Source organism: Lagierella massiliensis (genome assembly GCF_001407835.1).
Lineage (GTDB): Bacteria > Bacillota > Clostridia > Tissierellales > Peptoniphilaceae > Mediannikoviicoccus > Mediannikoviicoccus massiliensis.
In genome coordinates, this window is the sequence record NZ_CYUO01000005.1 from 800,866 (window position 1) to 826,611 (window position 25,746).

24 protein-coding genes are annotated in these 25,746 nt (G+C 29.4%); 22 read left to right on the forward strand and 2 right to left on the reverse strand.

Features of this window, described 5'->3' with window-relative positions; translation table 11 throughout:
- The first annotated feature begins 82 nt into the window (after window positions 1-82).
- The 5 genes from BN2746_RS07435 to BN2746_RS07455 all read left to right on the forward strand — a co-directional run bounded on the left by BN2746_RS07435 (window position 83) and on the right by BN2746_RS07455 (window position 4,710).
- Window positions 83-1,552 (forward strand): C40 family peptidase, encoded by a 1,470-nt coding sequence (locus BN2746_RS07435; RefSeq protein ID WP_055079152.1) that lies wholly within the window; start codon window positions 83-85, stop codon window positions 1,550-1,552.
- Between the two features lie 194 nt (window positions 1,553-1,746).
- A complete protein-coding gene (locus BN2746_RS07440; protein WP_055079153.1) occupies window positions 1,747-2,331 on the forward strand; it encodes a helix-hairpin-helix domain-containing protein in 585 nt (194 codons plus the stop codon).
- Window positions 2,332-2,344: 13 nt separating this feature from the next.
- Window positions 2,345-3,388 carry a selenide, water dikinase SelD gene (gene selD / locus BN2746_RS07445; protein WP_082420232.1) on the forward strand — a complete coding sequence of 348 codons (1,044 nt, stop codon included), beginning with the start codon at window positions 2,345-2,347 and terminating at the stop codon, window positions 3,386-3,388.
- A 17-nt stretch (window positions 3,389-3,405) separates the two neighbouring features.
- Complete coding sequence (locus BN2746_RS07450) at window positions 3,406-4,113, forward strand: response regulator transcription factor (RefSeq protein ID WP_055079155.1); 708 nt, start codon at window positions 3,406-3,408, stop codon at window positions 4,111-4,113.
- Window positions 4,114-4,116: 3 nt separating this feature from the next.
- The gene (locus tag BN2746_RS07455; RefSeq protein WP_055079156.1) at window positions 4,117-4,710 is read left to right on the forward strand and encodes a peptidylprolyl isomerase; all 594 of its coding nucleotides are present in this window, start codon (window positions 4,117-4,119) and stop codon (window positions 4,708-4,710) included.
- Window positions 4,711-4,762: 52 nt separating this feature from the next.
- Here BN2746_RS07455 and rodA read toward each other — a convergent pair whose 3' ends face one another.
- The gene (gene rodA / locus BN2746_RS07460) at window positions 4,763-5,869 is read right to left on the reverse strand and encodes a rod shape-determining protein RodA (protein ID WP_055079157.1); all 1,107 of its coding nucleotides are present in this window, start codon (window positions 5,867-5,869) and stop codon (window positions 4,763-4,765) included.
- A 73-nt stretch (window positions 5,870-5,942) separates the two neighbouring features.
- Between rodA and BN2746_RS07465 the strand changes: the two genes are divergently transcribed.
- The 9 genes from BN2746_RS07465 to holA all read left to right on the forward strand — a co-directional run bounded on the left by BN2746_RS07465 (window position 5,943) and on the right by holA (window position 15,732).
- The gene (locus tag BN2746_RS07465; RefSeq protein WP_055079158.1) at window positions 5,943-6,770 is read left to right on the forward strand and encodes a deoxyribonuclease IV; all 828 of its coding nucleotides are present in this window, start codon (window positions 5,943-5,945) and stop codon (window positions 6,768-6,770) included.
- Window positions 6,763-7,416, forward strand: a complete 654-nt coding sequence (gene nth, locus BN2746_RS07470) for an endonuclease III (protein ID WP_055079159.1) — start codon at window positions 6,763-6,765, stop codon at window positions 7,414-7,416. The genes BN2746_RS07465 and nth overlap by 8 nt, the downstream gene beginning before the upstream one ends.
- Window positions 7,409-7,879: a tRNA (cytidine(34)-2'-O)-methyltransferase gene (locus BN2746_RS07475; RefSeq protein ID WP_055079160.1), complete on the forward strand. Its 471-nt coding sequence runs from the start codon at window positions 7,409-7,411 to the stop codon at window positions 7,877-7,879. Before nth ends, BN2746_RS07475 begins: the two co-directional genes overlap by 8 nt.
- A gap of 127 nt (window positions 7,880-8,006) precedes the next feature.
- The gene (gene gap, locus BN2746_RS07480) at window positions 8,007-9,011 is read left to right on the forward strand and encodes a type I glyceraldehyde-3-phosphate dehydrogenase (protein WP_055079161.1); all 1,005 of its coding nucleotides are present in this window, start codon (window positions 8,007-8,009) and stop codon (window positions 9,009-9,011) included.
- 47 nt (window positions 9,012-9,058) lie between these two features.
- Window positions 9,059-10,255, forward strand: a complete 1,197-nt coding sequence (locus BN2746_RS07485; RefSeq protein ID WP_055079162.1) for a phosphoglycerate kinase — start codon at window positions 9,059-9,061, stop codon at window positions 10,253-10,255.
- 8 nt (window positions 10,256-10,263) lie between these two features.
- Window positions 10,264-11,010, forward strand: a complete 747-nt coding sequence (gene tpiA / locus BN2746_RS07490) for a triose-phosphate isomerase (protein WP_055079163.1) — start codon at window positions 10,264-10,266, stop codon at window positions 11,008-11,010.
- 12 nt (window positions 11,011-11,022) lie between these two features.
- Complete coding sequence (eno, locus tag BN2746_RS07495; RefSeq protein ID WP_055079164.1) at window positions 11,023-12,309, forward strand: phosphopyruvate hydratase; 1,287 nt, start codon at window positions 11,023-11,025, stop codon at window positions 12,307-12,309.
- An 89-nt stretch (window positions 12,310-12,398) separates the two neighbouring features.
- Window positions 12,399-14,759: a DNA internalization-related competence protein ComEC/Rec2 gene (locus BN2746_RS07500; protein WP_055079165.1), complete on the forward strand. Its 2,361-nt coding sequence runs from the start codon at window positions 12,399-12,401 to the stop codon at window positions 14,757-14,759.
- A 13-nt stretch (window positions 14,760-14,772) separates the two neighbouring features.
- The gene (gene holA / locus BN2746_RS07505; RefSeq protein ID WP_268909577.1) at window positions 14,773-15,732 is read left to right on the forward strand and encodes a DNA polymerase III subunit delta; all 960 of its coding nucleotides are present in this window, start codon (window positions 14,773-14,775) and stop codon (window positions 15,730-15,732) included.
- 52 nt (window positions 15,733-15,784) lie between these two features.
- Here holA and rpsT read toward each other — a convergent pair whose 3' ends face one another.
- On the reverse strand, window positions 15,785-16,048 hold the full coding sequence (gene rpsT / locus BN2746_RS07510) for a 30S ribosomal protein S20 (RefSeq protein ID WP_055079167.1): 264 nt from the start codon (window positions 16,046-16,048) through the stop codon (window positions 15,785-15,787).
- Between the two features lie 306 nt (window positions 16,049-16,354).
- On the opposite strand from rpsT, the gene lepA reads away from it, so the two are divergent.
- The 8 genes from lepA to BN2746_RS07550 all read left to right on the forward strand — a co-directional run bounded on the left by lepA (window position 16,355) and on the right by BN2746_RS07550 (window position 25,744).
- On the forward strand, window positions 16,355-18,166 hold the full coding sequence (gene lepA / locus BN2746_RS07515) for a translation elongation factor 4 (protein ID WP_055079168.1): 1,812 nt from the start codon (window positions 16,355-16,357) through the stop codon (window positions 18,164-18,166).
- A complete protein-coding gene (hemW, locus tag BN2746_RS07520; RefSeq protein ID WP_055079169.1) occupies window positions 18,153-19,307 on the forward strand; it encodes a radical SAM family heme chaperone HemW in 1,155 nt (384 codons plus the stop codon). The genes lepA and hemW overlap by 14 nt, the downstream gene beginning before the upstream one ends.
- Before the next feature lie 82 nt (window positions 19,308-19,389).
- Window positions 19,390-20,415 carry a heat-inducible transcriptional repressor HrcA gene (gene hrcA, locus BN2746_RS07525; RefSeq protein WP_148445403.1) on the forward strand — a complete coding sequence of 342 codons (1,026 nt, stop codon included), beginning with the start codon at window positions 19,390-19,392 and terminating at the stop codon, window positions 20,413-20,415.
- Between the two features lie 13 nt (window positions 20,416-20,428).
- Window positions 20,429-20,992 (forward strand): nucleotide exchange factor GrpE, encoded by a 564-nt coding sequence (gene grpE / locus BN2746_RS07530; RefSeq protein WP_055079171.1) that lies wholly within the window; start codon window positions 20,429-20,431, stop codon window positions 20,990-20,992.
- Between the two features lie 14 nt (window positions 20,993-21,006).
- Window positions 21,007-22,833: a molecular chaperone DnaK gene (gene dnaK, locus BN2746_RS07535; RefSeq protein ID WP_055079172.1), complete on the forward strand. Its 1,827-nt coding sequence runs from the start codon at window positions 21,007-21,009 to the stop codon at window positions 22,831-22,833.
- A 139-nt stretch (window positions 22,834-22,972) separates the two neighbouring features.
- Window positions 22,973-24,106 (forward strand): molecular chaperone DnaJ, encoded by a 1,134-nt coding sequence (dnaJ, locus tag BN2746_RS07540; protein ID WP_055079173.1) that lies wholly within the window; start codon window positions 22,973-22,975, stop codon window positions 24,104-24,106.
- The gene (prmA, locus tag BN2746_RS07545) at window positions 24,103-25,026 is read left to right on the forward strand and encodes a 50S ribosomal protein L11 methyltransferase (RefSeq protein WP_055079174.1); all 924 of its coding nucleotides are present in this window, start codon (window positions 24,103-24,105) and stop codon (window positions 25,024-25,026) included. Before dnaJ ends, prmA begins: the two co-directional genes overlap by 4 nt.
- Window positions 25,019-25,744, forward strand: a complete 726-nt coding sequence (locus BN2746_RS07550) for an RsmE family RNA methyltransferase (protein WP_055079175.1) — start codon at window positions 25,019-25,021, stop codon at window positions 25,742-25,744. The genes prmA and BN2746_RS07550 overlap by 8 nt, the downstream gene beginning before the upstream one ends.
- The last annotated feature ends 2 nt before the right edge of the window (window positions 25,745-25,746 follow it).

A 25,746-nucleotide genomic window follows, 5' to 3' on the forward strand; every position in this document is an offset into this window, starting at 1 on the left:
AACTATTCTGTAACTTTTGTTGACATCTTTGAAAAGTTCATTTACTATTATTGTAGTAGTTTTTTTGGGAGGAAAATATATTATGAACAAAAAAAGACTTGGAGCTTTTAGTTTAGCTTCAGTAATTATACTTTCAGGAACAGTATATTCGAAAGAAACCATAAAAGGACTTATATCAGAAAAACCTGAAACATATGTTGAATCAATTTCAACAATTAGAAAAACTGTAAATTATTCAAAAGATATTAATACGAATACAATTTCTGAAGATTCTAAAGATTTTGAAGATTCTGAAGAAAAGACAGAGTACATTGATAGTTTAGAAAATTCTAAAGTAGAAAAAAATACTGTTTCTGTAAATTATGTAAATAATAAAGAAGAAAATGAAAATAAAGTACAAGAAATCAAAGTACAAGCAAAAGAAGTTAAAGATGATGTAGAGCTTAGTTCAGTATCTAAAGAAGAAGTTAAAACTGAAAATGTTGTTGAAGATTCTAAAAAGGTAGAAGAATCAAAACCTGAAGAAAAATTAGAATCTGAAGTTCCAGTTGTTTCAGGAAACACTCTTTCAGATACTGATAAAGAAATAGTAGCTCCTACCATAGAAACAGATGAATCTAAAATAATAGAACTTCCTGTTAAAGGATATGTTACTAAAAATCTAAATGTTAGATCATCAGCTGTTATAGATAAAAATAATATAGTTGGAGTTTTATCTGTAGGCTCTGAAGTTTCAGGGACAGAATCAAATGGTTGGGTAAAGATAACTCATGAAGGTAAAACAGCTTACATTTCACATGACTATATATCAAATAAAAAAGTAAAAGTTGAAGATAAACAAAATGAAATAAATGAAGAACCAAAAGTTGAAGAACCAAAGACTCAAAAACCAGAAGTTAAAGAGCCTATAAAAACAATAGAAGGATGGTTAACTTCAAATTTAAATCTTAGAGAAGGTCAAGGTACAGATACAAAAATACTTACTGTTATACCTAAGGGAACAAAAGTTTCAGGAACAGAGTCAAATGGTTGGGTTAAAGTTAATTACAATTCATTGACAGGATATGTAGCTAAATCTTACATATCAGATAAAGAAATCAAAGTAGAAGAAGTTAAGCCTGAAGAACCTAAGCAAGAAGAAAATACTAATAAAGATAATGTTAGCACAAATTCTTCAATTAATAGTATAGTTAATGATGCATATAAATTCTTAGGTTACAGATACGTATATGCTTCTGCAGATCCTTCAGTTGGTTTTGACTGCTCAGGACTTGTATATTATTTATATAGAACACATGCTGGAGTAACACTTAATAGAACTTCGAGAGATCAGGCTTCAAATGGTTACAATGTAAGCAGAGATAATTTAAAAGCAGGAGATTTATTGTTCTTCTCAACCTTTGGAGGAAATAGAATCACACACGTTGGATTATATGTTGGAGATGGAAAAATGATTCACGCTTCAACACCTTCAGAAGGGGTTATAATAACGGATATAAATACTAATTATTATGTGAATAATTTTATAACAGCCAGAAGAATTTTAGATTAGTACACAGATGGGTTATTGCCCATCTTTTTTTATTTCAAATTTTATCTTTATCATCCAATTATTTCTAATTCTTCAAAAAAAACGATTACTAAGCTTTTAAATTAAAATATAGTAATATTTCTCGTATTTTTTTAAAACTTTGTAACTTTTGTAGATATTTTATGTTGTTAGTGTTACTATAAAGAGGGGTAAATATGTTAAAAGCAAATAAAGATAAATTAATTATAATCATTCTTATTATAGCTCTTACAGGTTTTGGGTTTTACAAATCAGATAGCTCAGATCAAGAGATACAAGAGGATATGCTACATTTTGCAAATACTAATATGGAAGAAACTGATAATAAAACGCAAGATGTTTATGTCCATATAGATGGGGAAGTAGTAAATCCGGGTATATATAAACTTACTAACAATGATAGGATAAATGATGCACTTCAACTTGCAGGTGGTGCTACTGATAAAGCCTTTTTAAAAGATGTTAATTTAGCGAAAAAACTTGAAGATGAAATGAAGATATATATTCCATCTAAAGAGGACAATTTATCAAATAACATTTCTAATGAATCTAAAATTTCAAACTCTACAGGGAAAATTAATATTAATACAGCAACTAAAGATGAATTAAAAACTCTTCCAGGAATTGGAGATGGCAAAGCTGATGAGATAATAAGATTCAGGGAGAGTAAAGGATTTTCTAAGATTGAAGATATAAAAAATATTTCTGGAATAGGTGATAAAACCTATGAAAAACTTAAAGACTTAATTTCTGTTTATTAGATTTGGAGGTATTATGAGTAAAAATATAGATGTAAAACTAACACAATATGCAAAAACTTCAGGGTGAGCGGCAAAATTTGGACCAGATGTCTTGGCGCAAGTTTTGCGTAAACTACCTAAAGAAGATATAAGAGATGAAAATCTATTAGTAGGAATAGAAACTTCTGATGATGCTGCAGTTTATAAGATAAATGATGATGTGGCACTTATCCAAACACTTGATTTTTTCACTCCTATAGTAGATGATCCATACAATTATGGACGTATTGCTGCTGCTAATAGTCTTTCAGATGTATATGCTATGGGAGGAGATCCTCTAATAGCACTAAATATTGTATGCTTTCCAGCTTGTTTAGATCCTTCAATACTATCAGAAGTTTTAAAAGGTGGAGCTGAAAAAGTTAGTGAAGCTAACTGTTTATTAGTAGGTGGTCATACAGTACAGGATGATGAACCGAAGTTTGGACTTTCAGTTACAGGAACTGTACATCCTGATAAGGTTTGGGCAAATTCCAACTGCAAAGAAAAAGATGTTTTAATTATTACAAAACCTATAGGAACAGGTATTTTAAATACTGCTTTTAAAGGCGGAATCATAGATGATAATCTTGAAAAAAATATAATCAAATACATGTCCTTATTAAATAAATATGCTAAAGATATAGCGGTAAAATATCCTATTAATAGTTGTACAGATATTACAGGCTTTGGACTTGCAGGTCATCTTTTAGAAATGGCTGAAGGAAGTAATAAAACAATAAAACTTCATTTTGACGAAATTCCTATCATTGATGGAACTATTGAGATGTTTAATCTTGGTCTTATTCCTGAGGGAGCTTATCAAAATAAAAGTTTTATAGGTGATAAAATTAGAGTTTTAAATGATAATAAAAATGCAGATATTATTTTTGACCCACAAACTTCAGGAGGACTTCTATTTAGTTTACCAGAGAATTTTGCCAACGAATTAGTCGTTGAGTTAAATAAAAATAATATTGAATCAGCTATTATTGGAGAAGTGGAGAAATTTAACGACAAGTCTTTGATTCTTGTCTAAGAAAAATGAGGTGTACAATGGATATAAATATTTTGATTTCTTTTTCCGAATCAAGCTATAGAGAGAGTATTCTTTACAATTTTAAGGAAGATTCAAATTATCATATTACCTATGCTGACACTGTGCATGAAACTCTAAGGATATTTCAAAATAAGGATTTTGATATTGTGCTTCTTGATATGCATTATATGGATGGAAACGGATTAGAACTCAAAAAGAAAATGAACGATGTAAAAGATGTTCCAACAATATTCGTTACAAGTATTAATGATGATATTCAAAAAGTTTTAGCTCTTGAATATGGAGCAGATGACTATGTAGTATATCCATTTAATGTTTTGGAGTTGAAAGCGAGAATAAGAGCAGTTCTAAGAAGAACTCATAAAGGGATTAATAAAAATAATGATGGTCTCGACAAAGATAATGTTATTACTTTTGCAAATTACGAGTTTAATATAGTTGGACGTAGAGTCAAAATAAATGGGGAAGATATAGATTTAACTGGTAAGGAATTCGATATATTTTTCATTCTGGTTTCAAATCCAGGAGTAGTTTATTCAAGAGTAACTATTGCAAAGGAAATTTGGGGAGATAACTATGAAGGTCATCTAAGAACTGTTGACGTTCATATCAAAAGACTTAGAGAAAAAATAGATGATATAGAAGGCCACGTAATTCGTACTAAATGGGGAAAGGGATACTTTTTTGGAAATCTTGAGGAGTAGATTATGTTTAGACAATTTGATATAGAAAATGATAAAAATATTAATGCTGTTATAAAGACGAATAAGGGGGATATAAAAATTATTTTATTTCCAGATTTGGCACCTAAAACCTGCGAAAATTTTGTAGAACTTTCTAAAAAAGGTTACTATGATGGAGTAATTTTCCACAGGGTAATAGAAGATTTTATGATTCAAACAGGTGATCCTACAGGTACTGGAATGGGTGGAGAAAGTATTTGGGGAAGTGACTTTAACGATGAATTTTCAAATGATTTAAGAAACTTTAGAGGAGCTATTTCAATGGCCAACAAAGGTCCAAATACAAACTCCAGTCAGTTTTTCATTGTAACTAAGAGAGAAGTTGAAAAAGATTATATTGATCAATTAAGAAGTAGCAACAGTAGTATGTATTCAAAAGAAGTCATTGATAGATATGAAAAAGATGGGGGAACTTTTTGGCTTGATTTTAAGCATACTGTATTCGGTCAAGTTATTGAAGGCATGGACGTAGTAGAGTCCATTGAACGTACAAAAACTGATAACATGGATAAACCATTAAATGATTGTATAATTGAAACAATCGAAATATTACAATAAAATTAAAAAAATACCCTATTTACCAAAAAATGGTGAAAGGGTATTTTTAAATTTACTCGAAAGAAAGTGCTTCTTTTTGAATTGAAACAGAAAAAACAATTCCAACTGCCATTAAATTGATTAATTGATATGTTCCACCGTAGCTAAAAAATGGAAGTGGAATACCAGTTACAGGCATTACACCAAGTGTCATACCTATATTTTCAAATATATGGAATAGAAACATTGCCGATAGACCCATAATAACAAGTTTGGAAAAGGAGTCTTTTCTATTTTCAGCAAGGATAACAAGTCTATAAAGTAATAGTAGATATAGTATTATTACTGCGAAACCCCCTATAAAACCAAATTCTTCTACAAGTACAGGAAAAATATAATCTGTTTGTTTTTCAGGGATAAAATTAAATTGACTTTGAGTTCCTTTCATATAACCTTTACCAAAAAACTTTCCTGATCCTATGGCAATTCTTCCTTGTAGTGCTTGATAACTTGAGTCGGAAATGTCGTGTTCAGGGTTTAAAAATGTTAATATTCTCTTCTTTTGAAATGGTTCAAGTCTGCTATAAAGTATCGGTGAACTTATAATTAACAACCCCAAAGCGCCTAAAAAATATTTTAAATCTAAACCTGCTATAAATAACATAATTGCCATTATAAATATGAATACAAATGCAGTACCAGCATCTGGTTGCAAAAGTATTAAGAGTATAGGGAAACCCCCAAAAGCAATAACTTTTAAAAATGTTTTAGGTTTACTTAAATTTTTTTTGTTTATTTCCAGATACCTTGCAAAAGATAATATAAATCCGATTTTTACAAATTCTGCAGGTTGAAACCTAATGGAGCCTATAACTATCCAACTGTTTGAACCCCATTGTTCTTTACCTGTTCCAAAAATTAAAACCATAAATAAAAGAATATTACAAATTGCATAAATTGGTATATAAAATTTTTTTATAAAGTCGGTATCAATACAGACTACTAAAGCCATAAATAAAAAACCTATAACTGTAGCTATGACCTGGGACAGAATTGTTTTATTGTTAAGGGTTCTTGTTGCACTGAATAGAACAATTAAACCAAAAACAACAAGTGCAGATAATATTAAAAATAGCTTTAAATCAAGCTTACCAAAATTTTTTTTCCGTATATTGAACATAAAATCACCTATTGCAATTATACCACAGAAATGTTAGTTCTTGTTTATGCTATAATAAAGTGTGAGGTGAATTATGAAGTTAGGTTTTCACGTTTCAACAAGTAATGGTTATCCTAATGGAGTTAGGGAGGCATTAGCTCAGGGAGCAACTACCTTTCAGTTTTTTGCCAGTAATCCAAGAGGAAATAGTAGACGAGTTTTAAAGGATGATGAAATTAATAATTTCAAATATTTGAGAAGAACAAATAATTTAAATATTTTAGTTTGTCACGCACCATATATAATAAATCTTGCTTCAAAAAAACTAAATGTTATTGAAAATGGTAAGGATATAATTTTAAAAGACTTAAATAGATTAAAAGAGTTAGATGTAGATAGATATGTTCTGCATCCGGGAAATCATGTGGGACAAGGATCTAATACAGGAATGAATTTAATAATAAAATCTTTGAATGAGATATTAAGTGATGATTATAAAATTTATTTATGTCTTGAAACAATGTCTGGAATGGGAACGGAAATAGGGAGTAATTTTAAAGAACTCAATTATATGATTGAAAATATTAAATATAAAAATGTTGGGGTTTGTCTTGATACTTGTCATATATACTCAGCAGGATATGATATAAAAAATCACTATAAAGAAGTATTAGAGGAATTTGATAATATTATAGGTATAGATAAACTAAAAGTAATTCATTTTAATGATACTTTAAAGGATTTAGGTTCAAAAAAGGATAGGCATGAAAAAATAGGTCAAGGGGTTTTAGGGATTGAGACTTTTAGAAAATTTGTTAATGATGAAAGGTTAAAGGATATTCCAGTTATCCTTGAAACACCAAATGACTTAGATGGATATAAGAAAGAGATAGAAATGATTAAGGAATTAAGAAATGAGTAAACATTTAACTATGGAAGTAATCAGTGATGTGTTAGATATATTAGAAAAGACATATCCAGATGCTAAGGCAGAATTAAATTATACAACTCCATATGAACTTTTAATTGCAACTATTTTATCTGCTCAATGTACAGATGTTAGAGTAAATAAGACGACTGAGGTGCTATTTCAAAATTATAATACTCCAGAAAAGATGGTTACCCTTTCAATAGATGAACTTGGAGATATTATAAAGAGTTGTGGTTTTTACAATTCAAAAAGTAAAAATATACTTTCAACAAGTCAAATATTAATTAACCAGTACAATTCAGAAGTTCCTAAATCAATGTTGGAATTGACAAAACTTCCAGGAGTTGGAAGGAAGACTGCAAATGTTGTGCTTTCAAATGCATTTGACATACCTTCTATTGCTGTAGATACCCATGTATTTAGAGTATCAAATAGAATTGGAATTGCAAATGCGATAAATGTAGAAGAAACTGAAAAACAATTAAGAAGAAGGATAGATAGAAATAGGTGGAGTAAAAGCCATCACATTTTAATATTTCATGGAAGAAGAATTTGTAAATCCAGAAGTCCAAGGTGTGATATTTGTCCTGTAAATTCCTATTGTTTACATTATAAGAAAGAGGCGAAAAATGTTTAATATAGTATTATTGGAGCCTGAAAAGCCAACAAATGTTGGTAATATTGGGAGGACATGCTTTCTTACTGAATCAAGGCTTCACCTTATAAGACCATTTAAGTTCAATATGGATGATAAAACTCTTAGGCGAACTGGTCTTGATTATTGGAAAGATGTTGATGTTACAATATATGATGATTATGATGATTTTCTCTTAAAAAACCCTGGCATTAATATTTTTTATGCCACAACTAAGGCGAATAACTGTTATTCTGAAGCAAAATTTAAAGATGGAGATTTTATTATGTTTGGAAAGGAATCAGCAGGAATCTCTGAAAGTATTTTAAATCAGAATAAAGATAAATGTATAAGAATACCTATGACAAAGAAATTAAAACGATCTTTAAATTTATCAAATTCTGTTGCTATAATACTCTATGAAGCGTTAAGACAGAATGATTTTAACTCTTTATTACAGTTTTGATAGTAAATTAAAAAAATATTATTTTGAGAGATTATTAGAAATTTGGGTATAAGATTTAGTGATGATTATAATGTTTAACATTATGATATATGTAAAAATTAAAAATGAAAATATGTAGGAGGTATTTATGAGAGTAGCTGTAAATGGTTTTGGTAGAATAGGAAGAGATGTTGTTAGACAAATTTTTGAAAGGAACGAAGCTGACTTAGAACTTGTAGCTATTAACTTTAGTTCAGATTTGCACACAATGGCACATCTTTTTAAATATGACTCACTTTATGGAAAGTTTGATGGAACTATAGAAGTTAAAGATGATTCTTTTGTAATCAATGATAAAGTTGTAAAAATAGTTAATGATAGAGACCCTGCAAACCTTCCATGGAAAGAATTAGGAGTAGAACTTGTAATTGACTCTACAGGAGCTTTTAAAGATGCAGAAAGTTTAGGAAAGCATATAGAAGCGGGAGCTAAAAAAGTTATTTTAACAGCTCCAGGAAAAGGAATTAAAACAATTGTAATGGGCGTAAACTGTGATACTTATAATCCTGATGAAGATCATATAATATCAAATGCTTCTTGTACTACAAACTGTTTAGCACCAGTAACAAAAGTCATTGATGAGAACTTTGGAATTAAACGTGGACTTATGACAACTATTCACGCTTACACAGGAGATCAAAATATTCATGATAATAAACATAGAGATTTAAGAAGAGCAAGAGCAGCTGCACTAAGCATGGTTCCTACAACAACAGGTGCTGCAAAAGCTGTAGCACTAGTACTTCCTCAAATGGAAGGTAAATTAAGTGGATATGCTGTAAGAGTTCCAGTTCCTACAGTATCTTTAGTAGATGTAACTTTTGAACTTGAAAAAAATGTTACTAAAGAAGAAGTTAATGAAGCAGTTAAAAAAGCTTCAGAAAATGAGCTAAAGGGAATTTTAGGATATTCAGATGAACCACTTGTTTCAATTGACTATCAAAAGGATCCAAGAGCATCAATATTTGATTCTGCATTAACAACTGTTATTGATGACAATTTTGTTAAAGTAGTTTCTTGGTATGATAATGAATGGGGATATTCACAAAGAGTAATTGACTTAGCTGAACTTGTAGCTAAAAACTATAAATAATATTTTTAGCCCGGTCATACCGGGCTAATTTAAGTAAAGGTGATAAAATGTTAAATAAAAAAACTTTAAAAGATCTTAATGTTGAAGGCAAAAAAGTACTTGTAAGGGTGGATTTTAATGTACCTATATCATCTGAAACTGGCGAAATTTCAGATGACACAAGAATAGTTGCTTCCCTTGATACAATAAAATATTTATTAGATAATCATGCAAAGGTTATACTAATGTCTCACTTGGGAAGACCAAAAAATGGACCAGAAAAGAAATTTTCATTAGAGCCTGTAGCTAAAAGGCTTTCTGAATTAATAGGAAAAGAAGTTAAATTTTTACAATCAGATAAAGTGGTTGATGATAAAGTTAAAGAAGCTTGTAATAATTTAGAAAAAGGCGACATTGCTCTTTTAGAAAACACGAGATTTAGAGCTGAAGAAACCAAAAATGGAGATGAATTTGCAAAGGAATTAGCTTCACTTGCAGATTTATATGTTAATGATGCATTTGGTACTTCTCACAGAGCTCATGCTTCAAATGTAGGTGTGTCTAAGCATCTTGAGTCAGCTCTTGGTTTTTTAGTTGAGAAAGAAGTAAATGTAATGGGAAAGGCTTTAGAAAATCCAGAAAGACCTTTTATAGCAATTCTTGGAGGAGCTAAAGTAAGTGACAAAATAGGAGTTATTGATAATTTACTTGAAAAAGTAGATGCTATTCTTATTGGTGGAGGAATGGCTTGGACATTTTTAAAAGCTGAGGGATATGAAGTTGGCGGATCTCTTGTTGAAAATGACAAGTTGGATTTAGCAAAAGAACTTCTTAAAAAAGCAACTGAAAAGGGAGTTAAAATCTTTTTACCAATGGATGCAATTGTAGCTGAAGAAATGACAGAAGACTCTCCATCAAAAACTATTTCTATAAATGGTTTTACACCAGATGATAAAGCTTTTGATATTGGACCAAGAACTGTTTCTGTATTTGTAGAAGAGATAAAAAAATCAAAAACAATTGTATGGAATGGTCCTATGGGTGTTTTTGAAATTAAACAATTTGCAAATGGAACTTTTGATATAGCAAAGGCTCTATCAGAAGTAGATGCTATTACAATAATAGGCGGAGGTGATTCTGCTTCAGCCATTGAAAAATCAGGATATAAAGATAAGGTAACTCATGTTTCTACTGGTGGAGGAGCTTCATTAGAATTTTTAGAAGGAAAGACTTTACCAGGAATTGAAGCCATATCAGATAAATAGGAGGTAAAATGCGTAAACCTATAATAGCGGGAAACTGGAAGATGAATAATACTCCATCTGATACAAAGGTATTTATAAGCTCCTTAAAACAAAAGGAGCTATCAGAAGATGTTGAAAAAATAATAGCAACTCCTTTTACTTCTCTTTATCTCGCTAATGAACTTTTAAATGATACAGATATAAAAATTGGTGCTCAAAATATGTATTTTGAAGACAGAGGAGCTTTTACAGGAGAAGTCTCAGGACAAATGCTAAAAGATTTAAATGTATCTTATGTAATTATTGGTCATTCAGAAAGAAGAGAGATTTTCAACGAATCTGATGAACTTCTAAACAAAAAAGTTAAGGCTGCTATTTCTAAAGAACTATCGCCAATCCTTTGTTGTGGTGAGACAATAGAAGAAAGAGAAGCTCAAAAGCACCAAGAAAAAATAAAAAATCAAATTACTAAGGATTTAGAAGGAATATCTGAAAAAGATTTAGACAAACTTGTTATAGCCTATGAACCAATTTGGGCAATCGGCACTGGTAAAACCGCTTCTCCTGAAGATGCTGAAGAAATGTGTAAATATATTAGAGAAATCTTGGAAGAGCTATATTCTAAAGATTTAGCAGACAATATAAGGATTTTATATGGTGGATCAGTAAAGCCTGAAAATGTTAAAGAAATTATGGCGAAAGAAAATGTTGACGGAGCTCTTGTCGGAGGAGCAAGTTTAAAGGTTGATAGTTTTACAAGTTTAATCAATTATTAATTGGAGGATGTTATGAGTAGAATAATAGATATATATGCAAGAGAGGTTCTTGATTCAAGGGGAAATCCAACTGTAGAAGTTGAAGTATTAACTGAAGAAGGAGGAGTTGGTAGAGCAATAGTTCCTTCAGGGGCGTCAACAGGAGCTCATGAAGCTGTTGAACTTAGAGATGGTGACAAGTCAAGATACCTTGGAAAAGGTGTTCAAAAAGCAGTAGACAATGTAAATGAAATCATTGCAGACGAAATAATTGGAGAAGAAGTTCTTGAGCAAGTTAGAATAGATAATCTTATGATAGAACTTGACGGAACTGAAAATAAGGGCAAATTAGGTGCCAATGCTATCCTTGGAGTTTCAATCGCAGTAGCTAAAGCGGCTGCAGATGAATTAGGACTTCATCTATATGAATACCTTGGCGGTGTTAACTCTAAAGTTATTCCTCTTCCTATGATGAATATATTAAATGGTGGAGAACATGCTGATAACAATGTTGATATTCAAGAATTTATGATAATGCCTGTTGGTGCAGAAACATTTAAAGAAGCTATTAGGATGGGTGCTGAAATTTTCCATTCACTTAAAAATGTATTAAAGGGCAGAGGCTTAAACACAGCAGTTGGTGATGAGGGAGGATTTGCTCCAAATCTTAACTCAAATGAAGAAGCACTTGAAACCATAGTAGAAGCTATTAAAGAAGCAGGATATAAACCAAAAGAAGATGTTGTTTTAGCTCTTGACGTTGCATCTACAGAAATGTACGAAGACGGAAAGTATAACTTTAAAGGTGAAGGAGTAGTTAGAACTACTGATGAGCTCATTTCATATTACGAAATGTTAGTTGAAAAATATCCAATTATATCAATCGAAGATGGACTTTCAGAAGATGACTGGGATGGTTGGGTTAAACTTACAGAAAGACTTGGAAAGAAAATTCAATTAGTTGGAGACGATTTATTCGTAACCAATGTTGAAAGACTTAAAAAGGGAATTGAAATGAATGTTTCAAATTCAATCCTTATTAAATTAAATCAAATAGGTACAATTACTGAAACATTAGATGCAATTGAACTTGCTAAAAGACATGGATTTACATGTATTATTTCTCACAGATCTGGAGAAACAGAAGATACTACAATTGCTGACCTTGCAGTAGCAGTTAATAGTGGACAAATAAAAACAGGTTCTGCATCAAGAACAGATAGAATAGCAAAGTACAATCAATTATTAAGAATTGAAGACTATCTTGAAGACGAAGCTATATTTGAAGGAATAAATGCTTTTTACAATTTAAAAAAATAACATTAATTGGCTCTATTATATAGGGCCAATTTTTTAATATTCTCCAAAATATTATATAATTGAATTGATATAATGATTTGGAGTAAAAAATGAAAAAATATAATTCTGTAATTATTCTTGCAATTGTTATTGCAACTATGTTTTTTGGATGTTTTTTTGAAATTAATAAATATTTTTACATATCAGCCTTTACAGTAAGTATAGGTCTATTTTTGTTTTCAAATAAAAACTTAATATATATTGCACTTGGTATAATGCTTGGAATTGTGTGTCTATACAGATATGATAACTTAAAAAGTAATTTTAATTATTCATTGGATAATAGATTCTTTTATATTGATGGCGTAGTTACAAAGGCAATTAAAAAAGAAGATTCTACAACCCTGTATATAAAGGATGTTTTATTAGATGGAAATAAAAATGGTCCTAATGTTTATGCGTATTATAATGGTGAAGAAATTTTTAAAATAGGGGACAAGGTAAAATTTAGTACAAAGTTATACATACCTAAAAACAAAAAGATACCGGGAAGATTTAATTTTTATAATTACATGATTTCCAAAGATTTATATTCCTATTGCTATGCTAATAAAATTTCAACAGAAGGAGTTTCTGAGAAACTATTATTGAAGTGGCAGAGAGGTTTTGATGATATTATAAAATCAAAAACTTCAAATTTCGAAGAAAATCTTTCTAACTTTTTATATTCCGCATCAACGGGAAGAAATATAATCAATATGGAGATAAAGGATGAATATAGAGATTTAGGGATCTCTCATATTCTTGCTATTAGCGGATTTCACATTATGATAGTCTATTCAAGTTTAATGTTTTGTTTAGGGCTTTTAAGTGTTGATATGAGGATAAGAAAAATAATATCTGTTGCATTTGTTGGTTTTTACTGCCTACTTATAGATTTTCCATTTTCATCATTTAGAGCATTTCTATTTTTGCTTATTAGTGTAATATCATATTTAACCATGATTCCAGAAGATAGAAAGAAAACAATAGCTATTTCAGCTTTAATAATATTGTTAATTTATCCTGCTTCAATTTTTGATATAGGATTTCAATTTTCATTTTTAGCAGTTACTGCAATGGAGATTATATATCCAATGTTAAAAAACAAAAGTGAAAAAGATAATTCACTTATTAATTTAATGTATTTAACTATTTCTGTGAATATATTGATATTTCCACTTCAGATGTATTATTTTAAAAGTTTTTCATACTTTGTTTTTTTAGGAAATTTATTTATAGTGCCTATCCTTACAATTGTTTTGTATTTGTTTATTCCATATATAGTTCTCGCAAAGATTCCTATATTAGGAAGTGGACTAAATAAATTGATTTCAATTACATTTAAAATTTCAGAATATGTTACAGAAGCAATTACCCCTAAAAATGGATTTAGTAAAATAGAATTAAATTTTAATCTAACTGATGTGGTACTATACTTTTCTATTGTAGCCATAGTTATTTTGATCTATTACAATAGATTTCAATATGAAAAGCTATTGAGACAGAATTCTAAAATTATTTTATTCCTATTTTCTACTACATTTGTCTTTAATATAATATTAAATGATGTAAGACCTATTGCAACACTTACAATGATTGATATAGGACAAGGTGATTGTTTTCTATTAAAATACAAAAGAGAGAGTTATTTAATCGATACTGGAGGAAAAATTAAAGAAGGAGACAACTCTAAAATAGTTTTTGATAATCTATCATACTTAAAAGTTAAAAAGTTGAATGGAATATTTTTATCTCATTTAGATAAAGATCATATTGGAAATATTGGCTTTATAATGAAAAACTATCCTAAAACTCCAGTCTACTCTCATATAGGTAGCACTGATTACTTGTATAGTGATTTTATTAATAATAAATTTAATTCCGTAGAATTAAAAAAGGGTGATATACTTAAATCTGATGATTTAAAAATAACTGTATTAAATTCGTCTAATGAAAATGAAGAAAATGATAACTCGTTAGTTCTTTTGGTAGAAATAAAAAATGCTAAAATTCTTTTTACAGGAGATATTACAAATGAACTTGAAGAAAGTTTACTTAATGAAAATATTGGTGTGGATATTTTAAAAATTGCACATCATGGATCTAAGTATTCATATTCAAAATCTTTTTTCAAAAAGACAAATCCAAAGATAGCACTTATTTCAGTTGGGGAATACAATTCCTACAATCATCCTGATATAGAAATAATAAAATATTTAAATGATAATAAAATTAAGACATTTAGAACAGATTTTTCAGGAAATTGCTATATGGAAATCTACGATAATTTTATAAAGAGTTATGACTCGAAAGAATATGTAAGAGAAATGATTTTAGCAGATGATAAAAAACTTAGTTTTATTTATTATATGATTATGTTTTGTTTTTGTAAGCGAATTTTATCAGTGAAGAGAGGTGTTTTAAATTAAAAATATAATACTAATACATGGTAGCGAAAGTTATTTAATAGAAAAAAATTCAAATGACATTATAGATAAATTGGTTGATAAAAATTTTTATGATTTTAATGTTTCAAAATTTGAATTTGAAGATTTAAATATTCAAAAACTTTATAATAGTATACAGACTTTGCCTCTTATGAGTGATAATAAAGCGGTAATAATTGAAAATATGCCCTTAGATAAAGGAGCAATTTCTAAATATAAAACAGTTTTTGAAGAATTAGGAAATATAATTACTAACATACCACCTTCAACATTCTTAATAATAAATTCATCTACTGAAAAATTATTTAACGGTAAGTTTTTGAAAAAATTTAAAGAAGTTGGAGATATAAAGGTAGTTAACAAACTAAATAGACCAGACTTAATGAAATATATATCGAACTATTTGGGCATTAAACAATCAGACAATATTAAACTGATTAATTATATTGTGGATAATAGTGGATACTTGATTGCTGAATTGAAGATGACATTGCTCGATTTAAACAACGAGTTAGATAAAATAAAAAATTTAGATTTAAATGCTTCCGATAAAGATATTATAGATAGTTTAACTAAGATTTCAGGTTATAACATTTTTAATTTAACCGATAGCATTTTAGAAAAATCACTAAAAAAGTCATTAACAATCTACAATACATTAATAGATGACAATGATGATGCTTTTAAAATATTTTATATGGTTGTAAGAATGATTAGAAATATTTTGATAATAAAAGAGTGTAGGCGTAGGGGAATGAATAATATGCAAATTACTAAAAGATACTCTATATCAAATTTCGAGCTTAAAAAATTAGAAAGATTTATAAATATATGGACATATAAGGATTTAAAAGATGCGATTAATAGTTCCTATGAATTGGAAGTAGGACTTAAATCAAAGCCAATTAAACCTGAAATACAGGTAGAAAATTATATTACTAATTTATGCTCCTAAAAAATCGCATTAAATAAGAGATAATGAATTCATTATCTCTTTCCTAAATGTATTATTTTGCAACATTTAATTTTTTTGCTAATTTACTTACATGTCTTGAAGCTGTATTTTTGTGTATGATATTTTTTGTAGTTGCTTTCTTCAATTTTTTATCAATCAATTTTAATAACTTTTCTGCTTCATCAAATTTTTCGTCAGTAATAGCTTGTTCAAACTTCTTAGTATAAGTTTTGATTTCTGACTTTCTAGCCTTGTTTTCAAGAGTTTGTCTCTTTGTAACGTCTATTCTTTTAATAGCTGATTTAATATTTGCCATTGTTTCACCTCCTGCACATAACATTGTTATTATAATATAGCAATGGGTAAAAATCAAGATAATTATTATGGAAAATTCATGATGTGATTAATATTTTTATTTTATTTACTACTTTTATCAAAATTTCATGTTTAATTCATATTGTTAAAACAAACTGAAGTTATTTTGAAATTGGTTATCCAACTTTAAATTATGTTATAATGTTCTTGATTTCAAAGATTAAGAAATAATATATAACAATTTGATAAAATTATCTCTAATAAAAATTTATTAAACAGATAATTCATATAGAGACGAGGTATTAACATGAATATAAAAAAATCTAATATCAGAAATTTTTGTATTATTGCACATATTGATCACGGAAAGTCAACTTTAGCAGATAGACTAATTGAAAATACAGGAACTCTTACAAAGAGAGAAATGGAAGAGCAAGTTTTAGATAGTATGGACCTTGAAAGAGAAAGAGGAATAACTATTAAACTAAAAGCTATCAAATTAAAATACAAAGCAAAAGATGGCGAAGAATATATTTTAAATTTGATAGATACTCCAGGACATGTAGACTTTTCATATGAAGTTTCAAGAAGCCTTGCAGCTTGTGAAGGAGCGGTTCTAATAGTTGATGCAAGTCAAGGAGTTGAAGCACAAACTCTTGCGAATGTATATCTTGCTTTAGACCAGGACTTAGAAATTCTTCCTGTAATCAATAAAATAGATTTACCTTCAGCAGATATTGACTTTGCCAAAAAGGAAATAGAAGATATTATTGGATTAGATACAGAAGATATTCCTCTAATATCTGCAAAAGAAGGTACAAATATTGATCAAGTTTTAGAAGATATAGTAAAAAATGTTCCTGCCCCAACTGGTAATGATGTAGATCCCTTAAAAGCACTTATATTTGATTCATATTATGACTCTTATAAAGGAGTAGTTTCTTATGTAAGAGTTTTTGACGGAGTGATTAAACCAGGTATGGACATCAAGATGATGTCTACTGGAAAAGTATTCGAAGTTACTGAAGTAGGATATACTGCAGGAGGACCAGTTTCTGTTAAGGAACTTAGAGCTGGTGACGTTGGTTTTGTAGTAGCTTCTATAAAAAATGTAAGAGATTCTAAAGTTGGGGACACAATTACATCTGCACAGTCGCCTACGAAAAATCCTTTACCTGGATATAAAGTAGTAACTCCAATGGTATACTGTGGAATTTATCCAGCGGAAGGCGAAGAGTATAATGATATAAGAGATGCTTTGGAAAAGTTACAGGTTAATGATGCTTCTTTAGTATTTGAACCAGAAACATCTCAAGCTCTTGGATTTGGTTTTAGATGTGGATTTTTAGGGCTTCTTCACATGGAGATAATTCAAGAAAGACTCGACAGAGAATTTGACCTAAATATAATCGCAACAGCACCTTCAGTTATATATAATATAATGATCAAATCAGGTGAGATGTTAACAATACAAAACCCTTCAAATCTACCAGATCCCTCAGAGATTGAATATATGGAAGAACCTATAGTTGATGCGAATATAATGGCACCAACTGACTATGTAGGAGCAATTATGGAAATATGCCAAAACAAAAGAGGAACTTTTGTAAATATGGAATATCTTGATGAAAAGAGGGTGAACATTAATTATATTTTGCCATTAAACGAGGTAATATATGACTTTTTCGACGCATTAAAGTCAAAAACAAGAGGATATGCTTCACTTGATTATGAATTTAAAGGATATCAACAATCAAATCTCGAAAAACTTGATATCTTAATAAATGGAGAACTCGTAGATGCATTCTCATTAATTGTTCACAAGGAAAAAGCTTATGAAAGAGCAAGAGTTATAGTTGAAAAACTTAAAGATGAAATCCCAAGACATCAATTTGCAGTACCTATTCAAGCTTCAATTGGATCTAAAATAATTGCAAGAGAAACAGTTAAAGCTCTTAGGAAAGATGTTCTTGCAAAATGCTACGGAGGAGATATTTCAAGAAAGAGAAAACTTCTTGAAAAACAAAAAGAAGGAAAGAAGAGAATGAGACAAATAGGTGCAGTAGAAGTTCCACAAAATGCTTTTCTTGCAGTATTAAAATACGATGAAGATAAATAACTCAGGTTTAAAGGCAGGACTTTATATTCATATTCCATTTTGTGCTTCTAAATGTTACTATTGTGACTTTTCTACAATGCCATATCAAGATAAAAGAATTGATGAGTATTTTGAGTATCTTTTTAAAGAGATAGAACTTTCGTATGAATACTGGAAAGATTTTGAAATAGATACTATCTATTTAGGTGGAGGCACACCTAACTATGTTTCCAGTGATAATATAATAAAACTGGATAAGCTAATAAAATCAAGGTTTAATATTTCAAAAAAAATAGAATACTCAATAGAATGCAATCCAGAATATCTTTATATAGAAAAAATAGAGGATTATCTAAGTTGTGGAATAAATAGATTTTCTGTTGGAGTTCAGACTTTCGATGATACTATTTTAAGAAAAATAGGCAGGATGCACACCAGTGAAGTTGCATATAAAAATATATTAAAACTTAAATCTTTAGGAGTTAATAACATAAATTTAGATTTTATTACCGGTCTTCCAGGTCAAACGGAACTAAGCCTTCTAAATGATTTATATATAATTAAAGAACTTGATGTAAATCATATATCATATTACGATCTTATAATTGAAGAAAATACAAGATTTCATTTTGAAAGTAAAATTGGTAATTTAAAATTGCCAGATGAAAATACAAATAGAATGTACTATCATAAAATTGTTGAGTTTTTAAAAAACATAGGTATTTATCAATATGAAATATCTAACTTTTCAAAACCTGGATACAATTCTAAACATAATCTAAAATACTGGCATACAATGCCGTATGTAGCTTTCGGTCTGGGAGCAAGTGGATATGATGGAAACATTAGGTACACCAACTACCATAGGTATAAAGATTATATAAATTCCATCGTAAATAATGAATTACCTAAGGGAGTTATAGAAAATTTAAGTTTGAATGATAAATTGTTTGAAAAAATAATAATGAACATGAGACTTGTAGAAGGTATTTCTACAAAAGAATTGGAAGAACAATTTGGATATGATATATGGAAAGAGAATACCAAACTAATAAAAAGTTATGAAAGTTGTGATTTATTAAGAGTCTATAATGATAGAATTGCTTTTACAGAATATGGTTTTGATATATCTAATAAATTTTTTAAAGATCTTTTGATTTAATGTTGACAAAAGATCTTTTTTGTTTTATTATTATATTAGCACTTGAGGTTAATGAGTGCTAATCAAGAAAGGATTTGATTTTATGAACTATTCCGATATTGACACAAGGAAAAAAAACATTATGGAATTTATCATAAATGAATATTTGGATAGTTGTAATCCAGTAGGGTCCAGAACCATTTCTAAAAATTCTGATTTAGGAGTTTCAGCTGCTACTATAAGAAATGAAATGAGTGATCTGGAAGAAATGGGTTTACTTGAAAAATCTCATTCTTCTTCTGGCAGAATCCCTTCTGCATTGGCATATAAGTATTATGCAAAAGAAGTTTTGAATTCTTTTAATATACAGAGATCTAATGAAAAAACGAGTTCATTAACTGTTAGAAATGAAAGGTCGGGTATTAAAGGAGAAAGTGCTTTAAGTTTAGCGTGTGATATACTTTCTGAATCTACAAGTTCAGTTATAGTTTCTTCTATGGAAAGATTTACTCAACCGAAAATTAGAAAAGTGGAAATAATTAATATAAGTACAAAAACTTATGTAATTGTATTTGTATTAGATAATTTAGAAGTTTCAAGTAAGGTTTTTAGTGTTGACTTTGATATAAGTTCTTCAGATTTGAAAAAAATAAACTTTTTACTTAATAAGCTTTTAAGTATTAATAATCAAGATGAATTAACAGTAGAAGAATTAGATGAACTTGTCAGTTCAGCTTTAAATAGAGACTTAATTCAATATTTCCTTTATTTAATTAACAAAGAATATAGAGGAATAAATGACATCAAGACTAAAGTAACTGGATTGACAAATATTTTGGATATGCCAGAATATAATGACCTATTTCAATTAAAATCTTTTTTGAATTTGCTTAGCAATGAACAAAATATAAAAAAAATAATGGATAAAAAATTAAAAAATCATATAGAAATTTTCATCGGAAAAGAGGTGGGGCTTAAGGAGCTGTCCGAAAACAGTTTAGTACTTACTGAATTAATACTAGATAATGCATATAAAATCAAAATAGGAGTTTTATCTCCTTTAAGATCTGATTATAAGAAGATTATTTCAAGTTTGTACAATATTTCATGGAAACTGATTAGTTTATAAAAGGAGGTATTCTATGGAGTCTAAAGGGAATGATTTTAAAGATGAAAATATTGAGTTAGAAAACGAAATTGATATTGAAGATGAAAATGATGAAAAAGTTGAGGAGTCAACGGAAGAAAATGTTGTTGATGATGAACTTTTGTCTGAGATTGAATCTTTAAAAGAAGCGAATGAAAGCTTAAATTTATCATTAGCAAGATTACAAGCTGATTTTTCAAACTATAAAAAGAGAACAGAAAAAGAAAAATCAACGTCGGTAAAATTAGCTAATGAAGGTCTAATCATGAAGCTTCTACCAGTTATAGATGATCTGGAAAGAGCCTATAACCATATGGAATCTTCAGAATATTCTGAAGGTGTGGAGATAATTATAAAAAATTTCAAAGAAATTTTAAAAAAAGAAGGTCTTGAAGAAATAGAGTCGGATAATAAACCATTCGACCACAATTTTCATCAAGCAATTCTGATGGAACAAAGTGAAGACGTAGAGTCAGGTAATATTATTGAAACTTTCCAAAAAGGATATATTTTAAATGGGAAAGTAATAAGACCAAGCATGGTCAAAGTTTCTGAATAATTAGGAGGTATATTATGTCAAAAATAATTGGAATCGACTTAGGTACAACAAATTCAGCTGTAGCCGTTATGGAAGGTGGCTCAGCAAGTATAATTACAAATGTTGAAGGTAACAGAACAACTCCATCTGTAGTTGCTTTTACAAAGGATGGAGAAAGATTAGTTGGAGAAACTGCTAAAAGACAAGCCATAACTAACCCAAAAAGAACTATTTCATCAATAAAAACTCATATGGGTTCAGATTACAAAATAGATATAGATGGAAAAGATTTAACTCCTGAAGATATTTCTGCAATGATACTTCAAAAGTTAAAAGCTGATGCTGAACATTTTTTAGGAGAAAAAATAACAGAAGCTGTTATCACTGTACCTGCATATTTTACAGATAGTCAAAGACAAGCTACAAAAGATGCTGGACAAATTGCGGGTTTAAATGTGAAGAGAATTATAAATGAACCTACTGCAGCTGCTTTAGCCTATGGTCTTGACAAAGATCACGACCAACACAAGATAATGGTTTATGACCTTGGTGGTGGAACATTTGACGTTTCAATTCTTGAAGTAGGTGACGGAGTATTTGAAGTTCTATCTACAAGAGGTAATAACAAACTTGGTGGAGATGACTTTGATAACGCAGTCATCGACTATTTAGCAGAAGAGTTCAAAAAAGAAAATGGTATTGATTTAAGACAAGATCCAACTTCTCTTCAAAGACTTAAAGATGCAGCAGAAAAGGCAAAGAAAGAGTTATCTACGACTCTATCTACAAATATAAACTTACCTTTTATAACTGCTGTTAATGGTGTTCCTGCTCATTTAAATATGGATTTAAGTAGATCAAAATTTGAAGATTTAACAGCTCATTTAGTTGAAAAGACTGTAGACCCTGTAAAACAAGCCTTAAAAGATGCTGGTTTACAAGCTTCAGATATTGAATCAGTATTACTTGTAGGAGGTTCTACAAGAATTCCTGCTGTGCAAGAATCTGTAAAGAAATTAATAGGAAAAGAACCTCAAAAAGATATTAACCCAGATGAATGTGTAGCTATGGGAGCTGCAATTCAAGGTGGTGTTCTAAGTGGAGAAGTAAAAGATTTATTATTACTTGACGTTACACCATTATCATTAGGTATTGAAACACTTGGTGGAGTTACTACAAGATTAATTGAAAGAAATACAACAATTCCTACAAAGAAGAGTCAAGTATTTACAACTGCTGCAGATGGACAAACTAATGTTGAAGTAGTAGTTCTTCAAGGCGAAAGAGAAATGGCTGTTGATAATACACTTTTAGGTAAGTTTACACTTGCAGATATACCTGCTGCTCCAAGAGGAGTACCTCAAATTGAAGTTACTTTTGATATTGATGCAAATGGTATAGTAAATGTTACTGCTAAGGACTTAGGTTCAGGTAAAGAACAAAAGATGACAATTTCTTCTTCAACTAAATTATCTGATGAAGAAATAAAACAAAAAGTTGATGATGCAGCTAAATTTGCCGAAGAAGACAAGAAGAAAAAAGAATTAATCGAAAATAGAAATAATGCAGAATCTGTAATTTATCAAACTGAAAAGACAATGAAAGATTTAGGTGATAAGATAAGTTCAGATGAAAAATCATCAATAGAAGAAAAAATAAAAGATCTTAGAAATTCACTAACATCTGAAGATGCAAATGAAATTAAAACTAAAACTGAAAATCTTACTCAAGAGCTTTACAAGATGTCTGAGAAACTATATGCACAAAATGCTAATGCAAACTCAAGTGAGTCATCAGAAAACAAGGATGATGTAGTTGATGCAGATTATGAAGTTGTAGATGAGGACGAAGAAGACAAGTAATAATATTAGATAGGGACAGAGTTTTCCTCTGTCCTTGTTTTCTTTTTAACCTATATTGTGATAAGATTATTAGAGAATTTTGAAAGTATTAAATCTCATTGTTAATGAGATTTATATTTTATTGTGGAGGTAATTGTAAATGAGAAACCCCTATGAGGTTTTAGGAGTTGGAAAGGACTTTACAAAGGATGAGTTAAAGAAGAAATATAGACAACTTGCAAAAAAATATCATCCTGATTTGAACCCTGACAACGAAGAAGCAAAGGAAAAATTACAAGAGATAAATGAAGCTTATGCAATTTTATCTAATGATGAAAATAGAAGAAAATATGATATGTATGGCGAATCAGCTTTTAATGGATCAGGTGGAGGATTTGGAGATATAAACTTTGATCTTTCAGATATATTTGGTGATATATTTGGTGACATTTTTTCTGGGGGATTTTCTTCTGGAAAAAGAAGTAATTACCCTCAAAAAGGTGAAGATTTACAAACTGTAGTAACTTTAGATTTTAATGAAGCAGCTTTTGGAACAAAAAAAGAAATTACATTTAGAAGGACTGAAACTTGTTCAAAGTGCGACGGAACTGGTGCTAAAAAGGGTAGCAAAGTAAAAGTTTGCTCTAAATGTCATGGAACTGGTGAAGTTAGATATCAACAACAATCTCCTTTTGGGACATTCGTAAGAACTAGTGTTTGTGACGAATGTCACGGAACTGGAGAAGTAATAGAGGAAAAATGTCAAACTTGCAAGGGAAAGAAAAAAGTAAGTAAAACAAAGACAATAAATATAGATATACCTGCTGGAGTTGATAACGACTCGGTAATTAATTTAAGAGGAGAAGGAAATGTAGGACATAATGGTGGTCCTTCAGGAGACTTGTATGTAATTATAAAAGTCAAGGAACACGAACTTTTTGAAAGAAGAGGTTATGATCTATATTTCAAAATGCCAATAAGTTTTTCCCAAGCGGCACTTGGAGCAGACATAGAAATTCCTTTAATAGATGGAATTGAAAAATATTCTATTCCTGAAGGAACACAAACTGGGACAGTTTTTAAATTAAAAAATGAAGGTATTCAAAAGTTAAATAATAACGAGGGTAAAAGAGGTGACTTATACTTTGAAGTTGTTGTAATTACTCCGAAGAAGTTAAATAGTAAACAAAAAGAACTTTTAAAAGAGCTTGGAGATGAATCTGGTATAGATTTAAATCAACATAAAGATAAAAAATCATTATTTGAAAAAATCAAGGAGAAATTTGAAATATGAAATGGATAAATTTTAGTCTTAAATCACCTTATGAATATGAAGATTTAATTTATAATTATCTATACGAAAATGAAGTATACTCCTTCGAAGTTGTTGACGATAGAACCGTTGATGAAGTTGAAGAAACTAAGCCATATTGGGTTGAGATAGATAATGATTTAAGAATTGGAGAAGAATATTTATATATAAAATTTAATTTAGAAGACAATGAGGAGAATTTTGATAAGATTACAAATCTTATAGACAACTTAAATAGACTATCATCTGATATTAAAACAGAATACAAAAGAGATTGTGAAGAATACGACTGGACTGTGGAATGGAAAAAGTTTTTCAAGCCTCTTGAAGTTGGAGAAAAATTTGTAATTGTTCCAAGCTGGGAAGAGTATAAAGCTGATAAAGATAAAATAATTCTTGAAATTGACCCTGGAATGGCATTTGGAACAGGAAGTCATGAAACTACAGCAATTTGTTTAAAACTCCTTGAAGAAGTCGATATAAAAGATAAGATCGTTGCCGATGTTGGTACAGGCTCAGGTATACTTGCTATCGCCTGCTCCAAAATTGGTGCAAAGCATGTATTGGCGCTTGACATAGACCCATTATCTATAAAGACAGCAAAGGAAAATGTAGTGGTTAATGATTGTGTTGATAAGATAGAAGTTATGGAAAGTGATTTATTAAGCACTTCAAAAGATAGTTTTGATTTAATAATCGCAAATATATTACCTGATGTAATCATTAATTTGATTCCTGATGCATATGAAAAATTAAATGAAAAAGGATTGATATTAGTTTCTGGAATTATTTTGGAGAAAAAAGATTTAATAATTAAGGAACTTAAACAACATGGATTTAGTATAGTCAAGGACTTAGATATGGGAGAATGGACAGGAATTATAGGTAGGAAAGATGTTTAGGTTTTTCATAGACGAATCTAATATTATTGATGATAATTATATCGAGATAAATGACAAAGAGGATTTTCATCATGGCAAAAATGTATTAAGACTTAAGATAGGAGAAAACTTAGAGCTTATATCAAAGAGAAATAAATATATAGCAGAGATAATAGAAATAAAAAGCGAATCTATTCGTACTAAGGTTTTAGAAAAAATTGAATTAAAAAACAATTCTACAATCATTAAATTATATCAAGGAATGCCTAAGTCTGATAAATTTGAATTTATCATACAAAAATCGGTGGAACTTGGAGTAGATGAGATAGTTCCCTTTGAATCAGAAAGAACAATAGTTAAGTTTAAAGCAAAAAGCTATAATAAAAAACAAGAAAGATATGAAAAAATTATAAAAGCTGCTGCAATGCAGTCAAAGAGAAATAATATACCAAAGATAAATTATCCAATAAGAATAGATGATATAGAACTTGATGATGGAGAATTTGGTATTTTAGCATATGAAGAATCTGACTTGCCTATTAGAGAAGTTTTGAAAAATTTAAAAGAATACAATAAAATATCCATAGTAATTGGACCTGAAGGCGGTTTTTCAAAAAATGAAGTTGATTGTTTAATTTCAAAAGGATTTAATTCGGTTTTACTGGGAGATAGAATTTTAAGAACGGAAACCGCATCACTAAATTTACTATCTATAATAGGTTATGAATTAGAAAGGTAAAG